The sequence below is a fragment of the Roseovarius faecimaris genome, assembly GCF_009762325.1.
In the GTDB taxonomy this organism is placed as follows: Bacteria; Pseudomonadota; Alphaproteobacteria; order Rhodobacterales; family Rhodobacteraceae; genus Roseovarius; species Roseovarius faecimaris.
The window spans coordinates 2,921,425-2,938,736 of record NZ_CP034348.1; the positions used below are offsets into that span (position 1 = coordinate 2,921,425).

Sequence of the window (17,312 nt, forward strand, 5' to 3'; positions counted from 1 at the left end):
GATCAAGACCTAGGAGGCAACATCTGAAAGGTTGAGCGAGATAGGGGAGTGACTAAGGGTTACTGTTCAAAAGTAGGCTTGGTAATTAGTGATGTCTTCACCTAGTGCCCAAACATTTCATTTCTTTGATTGACCTATTCAGAATTTCTTCAAACGCGTAGATTTCAGAGTCAGAGGCACCAAGTTTTTTAAGTTGGCTGGACGCTTCTTTGAGCCCTCCAACATACTCATGCAAAACCTCTTCCCAGTTTCCATCTTCGAATATTTGGTAGTTGAGTTGCGGGCAACACTCACAGGTTCTACTGTCTTCCTTTAGTTTTGATCGAGCAGGGTAACTCGCTCGATCCTTTTCGCGCATAATTATCGGCACATATAGCAGTTCAACATCGCCTCCTTTGAACTTCATAATGCCAAATTCTCTTTCCAAACAAGGCACCACCTCTGCCCAAATCTTATCTAGAACAACATCTATTCCGCTGCTCGTTTCCGCTGACGCAAGGAATTTCATTTGTGATCCATTTGGTATTTTAAACTCATTCGGGGGGATTTCCGCACCTTGCTTCAAAGTCATTGTTTGCGGCAAGTTTGTGCGCTCTCGCGAAAAACCTACTTCAATAAGTTGCCACTTTCTACTGTCCCACCTTTTTTACTCGCCGGTTCGCTAGCGCGATGTCTACCCTTTGCCAAACGGACATTATGCGCCGATCTCAGGTCACCAAGACGTCAAAACATTGCAACACTTCTTAATTTTACCAATTGATAAAAAATTTTTCTGTGGCATACTGGCAGGCAAAACAGATCAAGCCGGGAGCCCCCCATGCCAGACAGCACACTGACCCCAGGCATCACCGCTGGCCGCCTGCCCGCCGAGGCGCTGGACGAAAACTTCTCCGACCTGCACCCGCCGCTCGACGATCACGAGGCGCTTGTGGCCGCCGACCGCTGCTATTTCTGCCATGATGCCCCCTGCATCACCGCCTGCCCCACGGATATCGACATCCCGCTGTTCATCCGCCAGATCGCCACCGGCACGCCCGAGGCGGCGGCGAAAACGATCCTGACCCAGAACATCCTGGGCGGCATGTGTGCCCGCGTCTGCCCGACCGAGACACTGTGCGAGCAGGTCTGCGTGCGCGAGGTGGCCGAGGGCAAGCCGGTACTCATCGGCCAGTTGCAGCGCTACGCCACCGACACGCTGATGGAGACGGGCGCGCATCCCTTCACCCGCGCTGCTCCGACGGGCAAGAAGATCGCCGTGGTGGGCGCGGGGCCTGCGGGCCTCTCCTGCGCGCATCGGCTGGCCATGCATGGGCATGATGTGACGCTCTATGATGGCCGCGCCAAACCCGGCGGGCTCAACGAGTTCGGCATCGCCGCCTACAAATCCGTCGATGGCTTTGCTCAGGCCGAAGTGGACTGGCTGCTGAAGATCGGCGGCATCACTGTCGAGACCGGCCAAAGGCTGGGCGAGACGCTCTCGCTGGACCAACTCACCTCAGATTTTGACGCCGTGTTCCTCGGGATCGGTCTGGGCGGGGTGAATGCGCTGGGCGTCGATGGCGAAGACAAGGACGGCGTGCTCGATGCCGTGGATTTCATCGCCGACCTGCGCCAGTCCACCGACCTCTCCAAGCTCCCCATAGGCCGCGATGTGGTGGTGATCGGCGGCGGGATGACCGCCGTGGATGCCGCCGTTCAGTCGAAACTGCTGGGCGCGCTCAATGTCTCCCTCGTCTATCGCCGGGGCCGCGACCGGATGAATGCGAGCGTGTTCGAGCAAGACCTCGCCGCCTCCAAAGGCGTGCGCATCATCACCAACGCCTCCCCCGTCGCCGTGCATGGCAATGGCGCGGTGCGCGAGATCGAGTTCGAATATACCGATAACGATCTTTCCCCCACCGGCCAGACCTTCCGCCTTGCTGCCGATCAGGTGTTCAAGGCCATCGGCCAGACGCTGAAGGGCGACGCCCTGCCCGCGCTCGACGGCCGCAAGATCGCCGTCACCGGCGCGGGCCGCACCTCGATCGATGGCGTCTGGGCAGGCGGCGATTGCGCCGCGGGCGGCGATGACCTGACCGTGACGGCTGTTGCCGAAGGCCGCGACGCCGCCGAAGACATCCACGCTCAGTTGACGGGAGGCTGAGCGATGCAAGCTCTCCCCGGACCCGCATTGGCAACGAGCCTCGCCCTGGCCTGGCCCGTCGCCGGTGCGGCGTCTGGAGTGGAGGGCACATGGTGCTCGGGCGGCGAGATGATGCATATCGACGCCTATGGCATCGGTTTCAACGACCACACCGTGTGCGAGGTCGAAAACCTGCCCGTCGCGCTGGATGGCACAGGCCGCTGGACCTCTCCGGTTGCCTGCCGCAACATTTACGCTACCGGCTATGACGACAGCGGCAATGTTCTCATTCATGAACAACCGATCGACGGGCTGACGCAGATCACCCTGCGCGCCGTCGAAAACACCCTCATTCTCAGCACCAACGACCGCGAGGATGAACTCTCCTACGAGCTGTGTACCTGAGGAGGCTGCAATGGTTGACCATTCCGATATCGCCAGCGACATCGCCCGCCATTACAGCCCGGGCGGGCTTTACGAGCGGATCCTGAACGCCCTGGCAGAGAACGGAATTGCCGAGGCTGAACTGGAACCGGCACATCTGCGCGCCGTGGAAGAGTTTCATATCGGCGGTGGCCCGGCGACCGAACATCTGCTCGACCCTCTCGGCATCGGTCCAGACACCCGTGTGCTCGACATCGGTTGCGGCATCGGCGGGGCGGTGCGGCACATGGCGCGGACCTATGGCGCTCAGATCACCGGCATGGACCTGACCCCCGATTACGTGGAAACCGCAGGGCTTATCACGGACCGGTTTGGCATCGCCGCCCGGTTCACCGTGGGCAGTGCGCTCGATCTGCCCTTCGACGCGGACAGCTTCGATCTGGCGACGCTCCTGCATGTCGGCATGAACATTCCCGACAAGCCCCGCCTCTTTGCCGAAACGGCGCGCGTGCTGACGCCCGGGGGCACCTTCGCGGTCTATGACGTCATGCTGACCGGGGCGCATCCCGACTTCCCCCTGCCCTGGTCGACCGATCCCGAAACGTCATTTCTGGCCTCGCCCGAGGCCTATCTCGCGGCGGCCGAGGCAAGCGGCTTCACGCTGCAACACCGCGAGGAACGCGGCGAGGTGGCCCGGACGTTTTTTCAGCAGATGAAGGCACGCATCGCCGCAGAAGGCCCGCCTATCGTAGGCCCGCCCCTGATGATGGGCGACACCGCGCCACAGAAAGTAGACAACATGACCCGCGCCGTGATGGCGGGCGATATCACGCCCGTCGAAATGGTGTTCCGCGCGCCGGACTGACAAAGGAGACCCCGCAATGGCCGACCTCACATCCGACTTCATCGGGATCAAATCCCCCAACCCGTTCTGGCTGGCCTCAGCGCCGCCCACGGACAAGGAATACAACGTCCGCCGCGCCTTCGAGGCCGGCTGGGGTGGTGTCGTCTGGAAGACGCTGGGCGAGGACGGCCCGCCCGTGGTCAACGTCAACGGGCCGCGCTACGGCGCCATCTGGGGCGCGGACCGCCGCCTTCTGGGTCTGAACAATATCGAGCTGATCACCGACCGGCCCCTGCAGGTGAACCTCGATGAAATGACCCGCGTGAAAAAGGATTACCCGGACCGCGCGATCATCGCCTCGCTCATGGTCCCGGTGAATGAGGATGCCTGGAAAGCCATCCTTGAACGCGTGGCCGAAACCGGCTGCGACGGGGTGGAGCTGAATTTCGGCTGCCCGCATGGCATGTCCGAACGCGGCATGGGCTCGGCCGTGGGACAGGTGCCCGAATATGTGGGCCAGGTCGCCGAATGGTGCAAGAAACACACCGATCTGCCGGTGATCGTGAAGCTGACGCCCAACATCACCGATATCCGCAAACCCGCGCAGGCGGCCAAGGATGGCGGGGCCGATGCGGTGTCGCTGATCAACACGATCAATTCGATCACCGGTGTGAACCTCGACAATTTCGCGCCCGAACCCACGATTGACGGCAAAGGCGCACATGGCGGCTATTGCGGCCCGGCGGTCAAGCCGATTGCGCTGAATATGGTGGCCGAAATCGCCCGCACACCGGGGCTGGGCGGCATCCCGATCTCGGGCATTGGCGGGGTCACGACATGGCGCGACGCGGCTGAATTCATGGCGCTGGGTGCCGGCAATGTGCAGGTCTGCACGGCGGCCATGACCTATGGCTTCAAGATCGTGCAGGAAATGATCTCGGGCCTCAGCCAGTACATGGACGAAAAAGGCTTCACATCGACCTCCGAGCTTGTTGGCCGCGCGGTGCCGAACCTGTCCGATTGGCAGCACCTCAACCTCAACTATGTCACCAAGGCGCGGATCGACCAGGACCTCTGCATCAAATGCGGGCGCTGCTATGCGGCCTGCGAGGACACGTCGCACCAGGCGATCACCATGTCCGAGGACCGTGTCTTTGACGTCGATGACAGCGAATGCGTGGCCTGCAACCTCTGTGTGAATGTCTGCCCGGTCGAGGGTTGCATCACCATGGAAGAGCTGGCCCCCGGCACGGTGGATGAACGCACCGGCAAAGTGGTTGAGAAGGAATACGCCAACTGGACCACGCACCCCAACAACCCGGGCACCTGCGCCGCCGAGTAGGCCGCGGCGTTTACGGCTCCAGCATCATGCGGTGCCGCTCTGCCTCGTCAGGGCGGCCCGCCGATGACAAAAGCTCCGCCACGGCGCCGCGCGATTGCGACTGATCCGGATCGACCGAAAGGGCCTTGAGATAAGCCGATATGGCGCGTTCCGGATCGCCCTCCTTGTCTGCGATCATGGCCATCAGCCGCCATGCCTTGGCGTGGGTCGACCGCAGCGCCAGCACCTGCTCCAACTGCTCCCGGGCGGTCTGCAGCTCGCCCTGCTCGACCAGAAGCCGTGCCAGGTTATACCGCAGATCCACGTGCTCGGGGTACTCGTCCAGCACAGTGCGCAGCATGGCGATGCCGAAACCGGTGTCACCCGCCAGCGCATAACTCAGCGCCACCACCTCCTTCATCTTCGGATGATCCGGCGCTTTTGCCAGGGCCAGCGGGGCCAGCGCCAGCGCCTCATCGAGCCTTTGCTGCTTCAGGTAACTCTGCAAAAGGGCAAGGTAAGGCTCAAAATGCGCCGTCGGGGCCGCGTCCAACTCCTGCGCCAGCCGGTCGGTTGCGTATCCCGCCTGCCGTGCCGTGTATTCCAGAATGGCAATGAGCTGGAGCACCAGCGCCTCCCGCTCTGGCAACGATCCAGGCTCTGTCATGAAAATCTCCTGCACCACGGCAGGCTCCTTCGGGATCGGATCACGCAATCCAGGGGCCGCGTAACGGGTGATTTTGTGATCGGTCATCCAGACATCGACCACATCCTGTGTGCGCCGCTCCGGCATATGACAGCTTGTGCAATCGTCCTGCGCGGCGACCTGCGGATGTTCTGCCGTGCCCTGCATCTCCGGCTGCCCGGCGGGATCGAGCGTATGGCAGCTCAGGCAGGCTTGCCGGTAATGCGCCGCGCGTTCCTCGGGTTTGATCTTCACATGCGGATCATGGCAGGTCAGACAGCCCAGTTGCCCCTGGCTCTGGGTGAAACAGGCTGATTGCTCCATCCGGTAGGGGTGATGATTGATGTCGAACCGCTCATCCTGCGCGCGGGTCGCGTCCACGATGTCGATCATGGCCAGGAAATCGCGCAGGTCCTCGCCGGGCCGGAACGAATAATGCCCGCGCCCCAGACGAACCTGAGAGTTGACCGCGACGGTGGGTTGCATGTGGCAGCCGTAGCAGATCGAGTAGAGCCGCTCGCGCGGCAGCTTGCCCGGATGGACAATGGCCGCGCGCAACGCGTCGATTTCCCCCTCGCCGGACAACGCCCGCGCCACATGCTCGCCCCCCGGCCCGTGGCACCTCTGGCACCCGATCCCTTCGGGCATGTCCTTGGGATAGAGGCGGGGCATCTGTGCCCGCCCGCTGCCTTCGGGATAGTCGGCAAAAGCGTTGTGACAGGCCATGCATCGCTGCGGCACATCCCGCGCCACCCCGAGGTGCCGGTCAAACTCGAAACCCGGCGCCATCGCCCATTTGCCCTCTTGGCTGTACCAGGCCAGCGGCAACTGGAACAGCGCGCCGTCTTCGGTCTGATACAGATAGACGCGGCTGTGATTGCCCGAGCCCATGATCCAGTCGACCTTGACACTGAACCCATCGATCAGACTTCCGTCCGGCGCGCGGGAATGGCGGGTGAAGATATACTCCCCATCGCGATACGCCATCCCGTAAAGCCGGTTCGTGGCCTCGTGGAAAAAGGCGTCGGGACTGAAATTCTCGATCACCTTGTCCGGATGCGGGCGATAGAACGAACGCGCCATGCCCATTTCGGCAAAACTTTCAGCCTTGTCGGCATGGCATTCGGCACAAATCGCGTCGGGTACATAACCCGGCACATCGCCCGAGGTGACGGCAATACCCTCATCGGACAGGAAGGTGCGGTAGGACAGGGCCGGGTCCGCGAAGGAAAGCCCTGAAAGTGCCGACAGGAGAAATAGGGCGATCAGCCCTCGCAGGAGAAAGACCTTGATCATAATGCTGCAACGCTACGCCAGTCATCGGCCCGCACAAAGATTTTTCGTACGAAAAATCTCAATTGAGAAAATTCGTACGAATTTTCTTGTCTCAGAACAGAATACGGATCGGACCGTTATGGCACACCACGATGAACTGATCGGCGGTTTCGATCAGGTGGTAGCCCCGGCGCTGGATCTCGCGGACAAACTCCTCACGCCCAACCTCGCGATGCACCCAGGCCATGGACCGGCGCACGACGGCCCCCTTTCTGGCTGATTTCGCATTGAAAAGCTGCGCAATCCAGGGGGCGGCGGGCGTGGGACGGGTGATCATCTGCATGCCCCGATCCTCCCGGATCAGGGTAAACAAGCCCTTAAGGCTTGAGCATCCGCCGATACATCAGATCCAGAAACGCCACCGCACGCGCCCGCAGGTCGTCCTCGGCCAGCATCCGCACCTGCACTTCGAAATCCGCATAATGCTGGGTCGTCGCCCAGATCGAGAATATCAGGTGCCGCGCATCCACCGGGGCCAGCCGCCCTGCCCCCACCCAGCCGTCGATCAAATCCGCCGTCCGGTCCACCAACGGTTTCAGATCTGCCTCCAGATGCGGCGCGATCCGCGGTGCGCCCTGCAAGATCTCATTGGCGAAAAGCCGACTCTCGCGCGGATATTCAAACGACATCTCCACCTTGCGCCGCACATAGCGCAAAAGCTCCTCCAGCGGCTCGCCTCCGGGGTCGATCTCGCGCATCGGATCCAGCCAGGTGTCCATCAACTGACCCAGAAGCGTGACGTGGATGTCCTCCTTACCGTCGAAATAATAAAGGATATTGGGCTTCGACAGCCCCGACGCCTCCGCGATCTGATCCAGCGTCGCGCCGCGATAGCCATGCTGCGCAAACACCTCCAGCGCCGCATCGAGAATCTTCGCGCGGTTGCGCTGCTGGATGCGGCTCGGCTTTTTCTGCGGGGTCTCCACGTTCATGGCCTCAGAATGCGGCAAATCAGACGCCAAGAAAAGCCCCGCGGGCTCAGAGCGCGCCGATCCCCTTGAGGATGATCGTCTTGACCGAGGCCTTGACCTCCTCCCACTGATCCGCCGACAGCGGCGCGCCGCCATTCAGCGTCTCGATCTGGTGCCCGAAATCCGCGTAATGCTGGGTCGTGGCCCAGAGCATATAAAGCAGATGCCGCGGGTCCACCTCGTCCATCTGCCCCTCGTCGATCCAGCGCCGGATCACCGCCATGCGCCCCTCGGTCCATTCGACCAGCGTCGTCTCCAGATAATCCTGAATGACCGGCGCGCGGTGCATCACCTCGCTGGCCCAGACTTTCGAGCCCGCCGGATGGCGGCGGCTGATCTCCAGCTTGGCGTCGATATAGGCCCCGATTCCCTCTACCGGGCCGGGGGCCGCGTCAAATACATCCGCCGCCTTCAGCCAGTCCTGAAAGATGTTCTGCACCACCTGACGATAGAGCGCCTCCTTGGTGGGAAAATAGTAATGCAGATTGGCCTTGGGCAGCCCCGCCACATCGGCAATCAGCTGCATTGTCGCCCCGCCAAACCCCGCCTCCGCAAAGGTTTTTTCCGCCGCCTCCAGGATCAGCCGTTCATTCTCCTGGCGGATTTCTTTCTTGCTTACAGGTCGGGCAGTTTGCGGCATCTTTCAGCAGGTCCAGAAAAATCTTGACCAGATGGTCAGGGTGTGGTGCTCTCATCTTGACCATACGGTCAGGATCAGACTGATTGCAAGAGGCCCGTAAGAGGCCGCACCAAGGGAGAGACGACATGGCAGCCCCAGGGCAAAACCTCAAAATCAATGGCGACCGGCTCTGGGACAGCCTGATGGAGATGGCCCAAATCGGCCCCGGCGTGGCGGGCGGCAACAATCGTCAGACCCTGACAGATGAGGACGGCGAAGGGCGCAAACTGTTTCAGGAGTGGTGCGAGGCGGCGGGCTGCACCATGGGTGTCGATGCCATCGGCAACATGTTCGCCACGCGCCCCGGCACCGACCCCGACGCCTTGCCGGTCTATGTCGGCTCCCACCTCGACACACAGCCAACGGGCGGCAAGTATGACGGTGTGCTGGGCGTGCTCGCGGGGCTGGAACTGGTGCGCACCCTGAATGACCTCAACATCAAGACACGCCATCCCATCGTTGTCACCAACTGGACAAACGAGGAAGGCACACGCTTTGCCCCTGCCATGCTCGCCTCGGGCGTCTTTGCCGGTGTGCATGATCAGGCCTGGGCCGAGGACCGCGAGGATGCAGACGGCAAGAAGTTCGGTGACGAGCTGGACCGGATCGGCTGGCGCGGTGAGGAAGAGGTCGGCGCGCGCAAGATGCATGCCTTCTTCGAGCTGCATATCGAACAGGGGCCCATCCTGGAGGCCGAAGGCAAGGATATCGGCGTGGTCACCCATGGCCAGGGCCTCAGCTGGACGCAAGTGACCATCACCGGCAAGGATGCCCATACCGGCTCCACCCCGATGCCCATGCGCCGCAACGCAGGCCTCGCCATGGCCCGTGTGCTGGAAAAGGTCGAAGAGATCGCGCTCAGCCACGCCCCCGATGCTGTGGGGGCTGCCGGCCATATCGACGTCTACCCCAACTCGCGCAACGTGATCCCGGGCAAGGTGGTCTTCACGATCGATTTCCGCTCGCCGCAGAAACACGTGATCGAGGACATGGTCACCCGCATGAAAGCCGCCGCGAAGGAGATTTGCGCCGATATGGGCTGCGAGGTCGAATTCGGAGTCGCGGGCGGCTTTGACCCGGTGGAATTCGACGAGGGCTGCGTCGCCGCCGTGCGCAACGCCGCCGAACGTCTGGGCTATTCCCACCGCAACCTTGTATCCGGTGCAGGCCACGACGCCTGCTGGATCAACCGCGTCGCCCCCACGGCGATGGTGATGTGCCCTTGCGTCGATGGCCTGTCGCATAACGAGGCCGAGGAGATTTCAAAGGACTGGGCCACAGCGGGCGCCGATGTGCTGATGCATGCGGTGGTCGAAACGGCGGAGATTGTGGAGTGATCCTTTTCCGCGCCTCCAGCGTAGCGCGCTCTGACACAGGGGGGCCGGCCTCGGATCCCGCCGGTTTCGGTGCCTGCATCGCATCGCAATCAGGCGCGCCAAAACCCTCCCTCTCAACGCCCGGATCGCGTCAACTTTCTATTAACCAAGATGCGCCAAGTTTCTCGCATGGCGTTCTACACCTACATACTCACCTGCCACTCCAACACCGCGACCTTCATCGGCGTTACCGGAGACCTGTCCAAACGCGTCGGAAGGCACAAATCGGGCTGCGGATCGGAATACACTGCCAAGCACAACATCAACAAACTGGTCTATTTCGAGGCGCACGACACACTCTCGCAAGCCTTCGCGCGCGAGCGCAAACTGAGACGTTGGAGACACGCACTGAAAGATGTGCTGATCAACGACACAAATCCAAGCTGGTCCGACCTGAACCCGGAGGCCTCCTACGCGTGAGGTCCCGGGCTTTGTCCGGGACCGCATTCTTCAAGGGAGGATCAAAATGACCACCAAAGTCATCAAGGGCGGGCAGGTCTGCACCGCCGACCGTACGTGGAAGGCCGATGTCCTGATCGAGGACGAAAAGATCAAGCAGATCGGCGAAGACCTGAAAGGCGACGAATATATCGACGCCGAAGGGGCCTATGTCATCCCCGGCGGGATCGACCCGCATACCCATCTGGAAATGCCCTTCATGGGCACCACCGCCGCCGAGACATTCGAGACCGGCACCTGGGCCGCGGCCTGTGGCGGCACCACGATGCTGGTGGATTTCTGTCTGCCGGGCGCTGACGGCTCCATCAAGAACGCGATCAACGAATGGCACCGCAAATCAGCACCCCAGATCTGCTCGGACATCGGCTATCACATGGCGATCACCGGCTGGGACGAGACGATCTTTAACGAGATGAAGGACGCCGTGGATATGGGCGTCAACTCCTTCAAGCATTTCATGGCCTACAAAGGCGCCCTGATGATCGAGGATGACGAAATGTTCGCCTCCTTCAAGCGCTGCAAGGAGCTGGGCGCTTTGCCCATGGTCCATGCCGAAAACGGCGATCTGGTGGCCGAGCTGCAGGAGAAATATTTCAACGAGGGCATCACCGGCCCCGAAGGGCACTGCTATTCCCGCCCGCCCGAACTGGAAGGCGAGGCCGCGAACCGCGCCATCACCATCGCCGACACCGCGGGCGTGCCGCTCTATATCGTGCATGTCAGCTGTGAGCAGGCGCATGAGGCGATCCGCCGCGCGCGCCAGAAAGGCATGCGGGTCTATGGCGAGCCTCTGGCGCAGTTCCTGATGCTGGACGAGACCGAGTATTTCAACGTCGACTGGGACCACGCCGCGCGCCGGGTCATGTCGCCCCCCTTCCGCTCCAAGGATCATCAGGATTCGCTCTGGGCCGGTCTGCAAGCGGGCTCGCTGCAAGTCGTCGCCACCGATCACGCCGCCTTCAACACCGAGCAGAAACGCGCCGGCCGCAATGACTTCCGCATCATCCCCAACGGCTCCAACGGGCTGGAGGAACGCATGCCGACGCTCTGGACCTATGGGGTTGAGACCGGCCGGCTCACGCCGAACGAGTTTGTCGCCGTGACCTCCACCAACATCGCCAAGATCCTCAACATCTACCCCAAGAAAGGGGCGATCGTCGAAGGGGCCGATGCCGATATCGTGGTGTGGGACCCGAAGATTTCCAAGACCATCTCTGCGGCCAACCACCATTCGATCCTCGACTATAACGTGTTCGAGGGCTTTGAGGTGACCGCCAATGCCCGCCACACGCTCTCGCGCGGTGAAGTCATCTGGTCCTGGGGACAGAACTCGCAACCGCAGCCCGGCCGTGGCCGCTTCGTCCCGCGCCCGCCTTTCCCCTCGGCGCATGAGGCTTTGTCGAAGTGGAAGGCGCTGACCGCACCGAAGATGATCGAACGTGATCCTCTGAACATTCCGGCGGGGATTTGAGTTTGGGCACAGACACAATCATCAGTGCGAATAACCTCTCACTGACCTTCCAGACCAACGATGGCCCGGTGCATGCCCTGAAGGACGTCAATCTTGACGTGCACAAGGGCGATTTCGTGAGTTTCATCGGCCCCTCGGGCTGTGGCAAGACGACCTTCCTGCGCTGCGTGGCCGATCTGGAGCATCCCACGGCGGGCACGATCACCGTCAACGGCATGTCCGCCGAAGAGGCCCGCCGCAAGCGCGCCTATGGCTATGTTTTCCAGGCGGCGGGCCTGTATCCGTGGCGCACCATCGGCGGCAATATCCGCCTGCCGCTGGAGATCATGGGCTATGCCAAATCCGATCAGGATGAGCGTGTCGCCCGGGTGCTGGAACTGGTGGACCTCGCCGGGTTCGAGAAGAAATTCCCCTGGCAGCTGTCAGGAGGAATGCAGCAACGCGCCTCCATCGCCCGCGCGCTGGCCTTCGATGCCGATATCCTGCTGATGGACGAACCCTTCGGCGCGCTGGACGAGATCGTGCGCGACCACCTCAACGAACAGCTTCTGCATCTGTGGGACACCACCCACAAGACCATCGGCTTCGTCACCCATTCGATCCCCGAGGCGGTGTATCTGTCGACCAAGATCGTCGTCATGTCGCCGCGCCCGGGCCGCATCACGGACGTGATCGAAAGCCCCCTGCCGCGCGAGCGCCCGCTGGAAATCCGCGACACGCCCGAGTTCATCGAAATCGCCCACCGCGTCCGCGATGGCCTGCGCGCGGGGCATGGCGATGACGTCTGAGCCCGTGGCCTGCTCACCCGCCCTTGCGGCCGGTTTCGCGATTGCCTCCACCCCTGTGACGGGGCGGAGGACTTTCATCGTTCACGGTCATCGGCTCTCCAGCCTGTACCGCAGGGATAAAAGAGCAGCCAATCCTTTCATTGTTCTTAAAATACTCAAAAAACTGCGTTCAAATTTGCACTGTCGATTGAGTATTTGGGGAACAATGAAAGCAGGGGGCGGCGCGAGATGAAAAACATCCTGCCCATTCTCACCGTTGTCGCCGCGATTTTCGTGATCTGGTACGCCGCAGCCGTGGCTCTCAATGCGCCCTGGGCCAAGGACAAGGCCCAGCGGGCGGGGGTGAGCCTCGGCTTTTCCGAATTGGTGGCCGACACCTGGAGCCAGGACAAGCCCAAGCTGCCCGCGCCGCATCAGGTTGGCGCGGAGATCTGGAAAACCACGGGCGGGATGGTGCTGGCAGGCCGCGCCTTTTCCAAGCGGTCGCTGATCTATCACTCCTGGGTCACGTTCAGCTCTACAGCTCTTGGTTTTTTGCTGGGCACGGCGCTTGGCGTCGCGCTGGCGGTGGGGATTGTCTATAACCGCACGATGGACATGTCCGTCATGCCCTGGGTCATCGCCAGCCAGACGATCCCGATCCTGGCCATTGCGCCGATGATCATTGTGGTGCTCAATGCGGTGGGCATTTCGGGGCTGCTGCCCAAGGCGATGATCTCGATGTATCTCAGCTTCTTCCCCGTGGTCGTCGGCATGGTCAAGGGTCTGCGCAGCCCCGGAGTGATGCAGCTTGACCAGATGCACACCTGGAACGCCTCGCCGTCGCAGATGTTCTGGAAGCTGCGCCTGCCGTCGTCGATGCCCTATCTCTTTACCTCGCTCAAGATCGCCATGGCGGCGAGCCTGGTGGGCGCCATCGTCGGAGAGCTGCCCACGGGCGCTGTCGCGGGGCTTGGCGCGCGGCTCTTGGCAGGCAGCTATTATGGCCAGACGATCCAGATCTGGAGCGCGCTCATCATGGCCGCGACGCTGGCCGCCCTGCTGGTCGGGCTCATCGGCCTCTTGCAGCGGGTCACCCTCAAACGCATGGGGATGGCGTGATGGGCTGGCTGATCGCAGGGCTCGCCATCTGGGCGCTTGGATGGGCACTCAACACCTATCTGGCGGCAGGCCCCAAAACCCGCGTCACGCGGCTGGCCGTGCCTGTCATCTTCGGCGTGACGGTCATCCTCATCTGGGAATGCGTCGTGCGGGGGCTTGAGATTGCTCCGGTCCTGCTGCCGCCGCCCAGCATGATCGCCACGCGTTTCGCGGCCTCCACGCATATTCTCTGGCAGGATTTTGTACAAACCGCCATCAAGGGCGCCTTGACGGGCTATATCCTGGGCTGCGGTGCCGCGTTCCTCACGGCCATCGCCGTGGACCGCTTCCCCTTTCTGCAGCGCGGGTTGCTGCCGGTGGGCAATTTTGTCGCCGCCCTGCCGATCATCGGCATGGCGCCCATCCTAGTCATGTGGTTCGGCTTCGACTGGCAATCGAAGGCCGCAGTGGTGGTGGTCATGGTGTTCTTTCCGATGCTGGTGAACACCGTGCAGGGCCTGCAGGACACGGACGCCATGCAGCGCGACCTGATGCGCACCTATGCCGCTGGCTATTGGAAGACCCTTCTGAAACTGCGCCTGCCTGCCGCCATGCCCTTCATCTTCAACGGCTTGAAAATCGCCACAACGCTGGCGCTGATCGGGGCGATCGTGGCCGAATTCTTCGGCTCGCCCATCCAGGGCATGGGCTTTCGGATTTCCACCTCCGTGGGGCAACTGGCGATGGATCTGGTCTGGGCCGAGATCGTCGTTGCCGCCCTGGCAGGCTCCGGCTTTTACGGCGCGGTTGCATTGGCCGAGAAAGCCATGACATTCTGGCACCCATCACAACGGGGCCGAACCTAACCCACAACAAAACCAAACAGGGAGAACGACCAATGAACAAGTTTACAACCACGCTGGGCCTGGCCACAGCCGCGCTCTGGGGCACGGTGGCGCAGGCCGCTGACGATGTGACGCTGCAACTCAAATGGGTCACGCAGGCGCAATTCGCGGGCTATTACGTGGCGCAGGATCAGGGCTTTTACGAAGAGGAAGGCCTGAACGTCACCATCAAACCCGGTGGTCCGGATATCGCCCCCGCACAGGTGATTGCCGGTGGCGGCGCCGATGTGGTGCTGGACTGGATGCCCTCAGCACTGGCCAGCCGCGAGAAGGGCCTGCCTCTGGTGAACATCGCCCAGCCCTTCAAAAGCTCAGGCATGATGCTGACCTGCCGCAAGGATGCCGGGATCGAAAGCCCCGAGGATTTCCGCGGCAAGACGCTGGGCGTCTGGTTCTTCGGCAATGAATACCCGTTCCTGAGCTGGATGAGCCAGCTTGGCATCCCCACCGAGGGCGGTGAGGACGGCGTGACCGTGCTCAAGCAAGGCTTCAACGTCGATCCGATCCTGCAAGGTCAGGCGGCCTGTGTGTCGACCATGACCTATAACGAATACTGGCAGATCATCGACGCAGGCCTGACCCCCGAAGATCTCGTCGTGTTCAAATACGAGGATCAGGGCGTCGCCACGCTTGAGGACGGCATGTATGTGCTTGAGGACAACCTGAACGACCCGGCCTTCGTCGACAAGATGACCCGCTTCGTGCGTGCCTCGATGAAAGGCTGGAAATGGGCCGAGGAGAACCCGGATGACGCCGCGATGATCGTGCTCGACAATGACGCGACCGGTGCCCAGACCGAAGAGCATCAGAAGCGGATGATGGGCGAGATCGCCAAGCTCACCGCAGGTTCCAACGGCGCGCTCGACCCGGCGGATTTCCAGCGCACGGTGGACAGCCTTCTGTCAGGTGGCTCTGACCCGGTGATCACCGCCGATCCGGGCGCAGCCGCCTGGACCCATGCGATCACGGATGCCGCGCTGAACTGATCTCGGTAGGCAACAACAAGAGGGGCGGCCTTTGCGGGCCGCCCTTTTTCTGTGTCAGCCCTTCTCAGTGCGTGCCGCGCGGCTGCGGGCTCAGAAAGATCGACTTGATGAACTGCCGGTAAAGCTCGATCTGCCGGGGCAGCACCTCTTTCTCGCGGAAGGTCTTTGACAGGATGATCCCGCCATCGGTGAGCACCGTCACCATATCCGCGAGCGCCACCAGATCGACCTCGACCTTTGGCGGATAAATCTCCGCGATCTTTGTCAGACGGGTATGAAACTGCTCGCGCCATTTGCGCAGGGCGGCGTCGGCCAGCTCATGCACGTCGCGTTCGAACAGCCTCTCCTGAAAACAGGTGGCCGCGATCAGGCAGCCGGGATGCACATCGGGAAGGCTCTCCATGCTTTCGCGCAGCAGCCGCAGGAAAATCAGGTATTCCTGCAACGGGTCATCGCTCAACTCTCGCGCACGGGAAAACATGCTTTCAAACCACGCATCCTCGGCGATCAGATGACGTTCCAGAATGGCCTTCACCAGTTCGCTCTTGTCCCGGAAATGGTAGAAGAAACCGCTCTTGGTGATGCCCACCTCGGCGATCACCTCCTCGATCGAGGTGGCGGCATATCCCTTCTCCAGAATGGCCAGTTCTGCCACGGTCATCAACTTGTCGCGGTTGGTTTCGGTGCTGCGCGGTTTCAGAAATGTCATGTCGCGATCTCCCCGGTCTCGCTTACGCTCACTGTACCAGCGGCAAAGCCCTGCGCATACCGCGCGCAAACCCTGTGTCGTGCCAGCGTCACAACCCTATGAAACCATACATAGTTTCGGGCCACACAGCCAGTGTACCATTGGTTCACTAGCCAGCATAACCATGCCCGCCCATCCTCAGAGCAAGCCTTCGAAGCCCAGATTTTCAATGGTTCGGAATGAGGAGATATCCAGATGTCACTTGATTTTACCGATGGCAGCGGCACGCAACGCTATCTCTGTGAAGGCGGGACCGAGACCGAGATCATGTATCGCCACGGCTTTGAATTCCCGCATTTTGCCGTGTTCGAGCTGCTCAAAGACCCAGATGCCACCGCCGCGCTGCAGGCCATGTATGCGCAATATCTCGATGTGGTGGCCGAAAGCGGCCACGCGGCGTTGGTGTGCGGGCTGGACTATCGCGCCAGCCCCGATTGGGGCAGGCTGCTGGGCTATTCCGATCAGGGGCTGGCCGACATGCAGGCCCGGTGCATCGACTTTCTGAGGGACGTGGCCCGCCCCTATCAGGACCGGATCGGCGAAATCAGGATCGGCGGCAATGTCGGCCCGCGCGGCGATGCCTACGCCCTGAACAAGACGATCACCGCCGAGGAGGCGGAGGCGTATCACTCGGTGCAACTGCACACGCTCAAGGCGTTGGAGGTGGACATGGCCTGGGCCGCCACGTTCAACAACGTGCCCGAAGCCGTGGGCGTATGCCGGGCGGCGGCCCGCATCGGCCTGCCGCTGGTGGTCTCCTTCACACTGACCAGTGACCACCGTCTGCGCTCGGGGCCAAGCCTGCGGGAGGCGATTGAAGCAACCGATGCCGAGGCCGGGGCCGCCCGTCCGATGGGCTATGGCATCAACTGCTCTCACCCGCTCGAATTCGACCCCGCGCTCGAGGATGGCGACTGGACCCGTCGCATCCGAAGCATCCGGCCGAATGCCGCGATGATGGACAAGATCGCGCTGTGCAAGCTCGACCATCTGGAAGAGGGCGATCCGGTGGAACTGGGCCAGCAACTGGGCGCTCTGGCGCGGCGCTATCCCGATATCGACATCTGGGGCGGGTGCTGCGGGACATGGGACAAGCATCTGGCCGAGATCGGCCGCGCGATACGCCCCTCCCGCTGAGCGCACGCCGCGCGTCGCACT

General features: G+C 61.8%; 18 protein-coding genes. 12 read left to right on the forward strand and 6 right to left on the reverse strand.

Annotated elements, in window-relative coordinates:
- Nucleotides 1-97 precede the first annotated feature (97 nt).
- Entirely contained in the window at nt 98-508 is a 411-nt protein-coding gene (locus EI983_RS14760) for a hypothetical protein (protein ID WP_198389306.1), read from the reverse strand.
- Between the two features lie 309 nt (nt 509-817).
- Here EI983_RS14760 and EI983_RS14765 point away from each other — a divergent pair, with 309 nt between their 5' ends.
- Genes EI983_RS14765 through preA form a run of 4 tightly spaced genes read left to right on the forward strand, consistent with a single transcriptional unit; the run spans nt 818 to nt 4,692 of the window.
- Entirely contained in the window at nt 818-2,143 is a 1,326-nt protein-coding gene (locus tag EI983_RS14765) for an NAD(P)-dependent oxidoreductase (protein WP_157708127.1), read from the forward strand.
- 3 nt (nt 2,144-2,146) lie between these two features.
- Complete coding sequence (locus tag EI983_RS14770) at nt 2,147-2,527, forward strand: hypothetical protein (RefSeq protein WP_157708128.1); 381 nt, start codon at nt 2,147-2,149, stop codon at nt 2,525-2,527.
- Nucleotides 2,528-2,537: 10 nt separating this feature from the next.
- Nucleotides 2,538-3,371 (forward strand): class I SAM-dependent methyltransferase, encoded by an 834-nt coding sequence (locus EI983_RS14775; protein WP_157708129.1) that lies wholly within the window; start codon nt 2,538-2,540, stop codon nt 3,369-3,371.
- Nucleotides 3,372-3,387: 16 nt separating this feature from the next.
- Nucleotides 3,388-4,692: an NAD-dependent dihydropyrimidine dehydrogenase subunit PreA gene (gene preA / locus EI983_RS14780; protein ID WP_157708130.1), complete on the forward strand. Its 1,305-nt coding sequence runs from the start codon at nt 3,388-3,390 to the stop codon at nt 4,690-4,692.
- Nucleotides 4,693-4,702: 10 nt separating this feature from the next.
- Here the strand turns inward: preA and EI983_RS14785 are convergent, their stop codons facing one another.
- From EI983_RS14785 to EI983_RS14800, 4 genes are all read right to left on the reverse strand, one after another.
- Complete coding sequence (locus EI983_RS14785) at nt 4,703-6,652, reverse strand: tetratricopeptide repeat protein (protein ID WP_157708131.1); 1,950 nt, start codon at nt 6,650-6,652, stop codon at nt 4,703-4,705.
- 91 nt (nt 6,653-6,743) lie between these two features.
- Entirely contained in the window at nt 6,744-6,974 is a 231-nt protein-coding gene (locus tag EI983_RS14790; RefSeq protein ID WP_157708132.1) for an N-(5'-phosphoribosyl)anthranilate isomerase, read from the reverse strand.
- Between the two features lie 34 nt (nt 6,975-7,008).
- A complete protein-coding gene (locus tag EI983_RS14795; RefSeq protein WP_157708133.1) occupies nt 7,009-7,623 on the reverse strand; it encodes a TetR family transcriptional regulator C-terminal domain-containing protein in 615 nt (204 codons plus the stop codon).
- A gap of 46 nt (nt 7,624-7,669) precedes the next feature.
- On the reverse strand, nt 7,670-8,302 hold the full coding sequence (locus EI983_RS14800; protein ID WP_157708134.1) for a TetR/AcrR family transcriptional regulator: 633 nt from the start codon (nt 8,300-8,302) through the stop codon (nt 7,670-7,672).
- 125 nt (nt 8,303-8,427) lie between these two features.
- On the opposite strand from EI983_RS14800, the gene EI983_RS14805 reads away from it, so the two are divergent.
- The 7 genes from EI983_RS14805 (at nt 8,428) to EI983_RS14835 (ending at nt 15,406) form a co-directional block, all read left to right on the forward strand.
- Nucleotides 8,428-9,678, forward strand: coding sequence for a Zn-dependent hydrolase (locus EI983_RS14805; protein WP_157708135.1), 1,251 nt, complete (start codon nt 8,428-8,430; stop codon nt 9,676-9,678).
- 168 nt (nt 9,679-9,846) lie between these two features.
- Complete coding sequence (locus tag EI983_RS14810; RefSeq protein WP_157708136.1) at nt 9,847-10,137, forward strand: GIY-YIG nuclease family protein; 291 nt, start codon at nt 9,847-9,849, stop codon at nt 10,135-10,137.
- Nucleotides 10,138-10,183: 46 nt separating this feature from the next.
- Complete coding sequence (gene hydA / locus EI983_RS14815) at nt 10,184-11,647, forward strand: dihydropyrimidinase (protein ID WP_157708137.1); 1,464 nt, start codon at nt 10,184-10,186, stop codon at nt 11,645-11,647.
- A 2-nt stretch (nt 11,648-11,649) separates the two neighbouring features.
- Nucleotides 11,650-12,435 carry an ABC transporter ATP-binding protein gene (locus tag EI983_RS14820; protein WP_157708138.1) on the forward strand — a complete coding sequence of 262 codons (786 nt, stop codon included), beginning with the start codon at nt 11,650-11,652 and terminating at the stop codon, nt 12,433-12,435.
- Between the two features lie 228 nt (nt 12,436-12,663).
- Nucleotides 12,664-13,536, forward strand: coding sequence for an ABC transporter permease (locus tag EI983_RS14825; RefSeq protein ID WP_157708139.1), 873 nt, complete (start codon nt 12,664-12,666; stop codon nt 13,534-13,536).
- Entirely contained in the window at nt 13,536-14,381 is an 846-nt protein-coding gene (locus EI983_RS14830) for an ABC transporter permease (RefSeq protein WP_157708140.1), read from the forward strand. Before EI983_RS14825 ends, EI983_RS14830 begins: the two co-directional genes overlap by 1 nt.
- 32 nt (nt 14,382-14,413) lie before the next feature.
- Nucleotides 14,414-15,406 (forward strand): ABC transporter substrate-binding protein, encoded by a 993-nt coding sequence (locus EI983_RS14835; RefSeq protein ID WP_157708141.1) that lies wholly within the window; start codon nt 14,414-14,416, stop codon nt 15,404-15,406.
- A 64-nt stretch (nt 15,407-15,470) separates the two neighbouring features.
- Here the strand turns inward: EI983_RS14835 and EI983_RS14840 are convergent, their stop codons facing one another.
- Entirely contained in the window at nt 15,471-16,115 is a 645-nt protein-coding gene (locus tag EI983_RS14840; protein ID WP_157708142.1) for a TetR/AcrR family transcriptional regulator, read from the reverse strand.
- A gap of 234 nt (nt 16,116-16,349) precedes the next feature.
- Between EI983_RS14840 and EI983_RS14845 the strand changes: the two genes are divergently transcribed.
- Nucleotides 16,350-17,291 (forward strand): homocysteine S-methyltransferase family protein, encoded by a 942-nt coding sequence (locus EI983_RS14845; RefSeq protein ID WP_157708143.1) that lies wholly within the window; start codon nt 16,350-16,352, stop codon nt 17,289-17,291.
- Nucleotides 17,292-17,312: the final 21 nt, after the last annotated feature.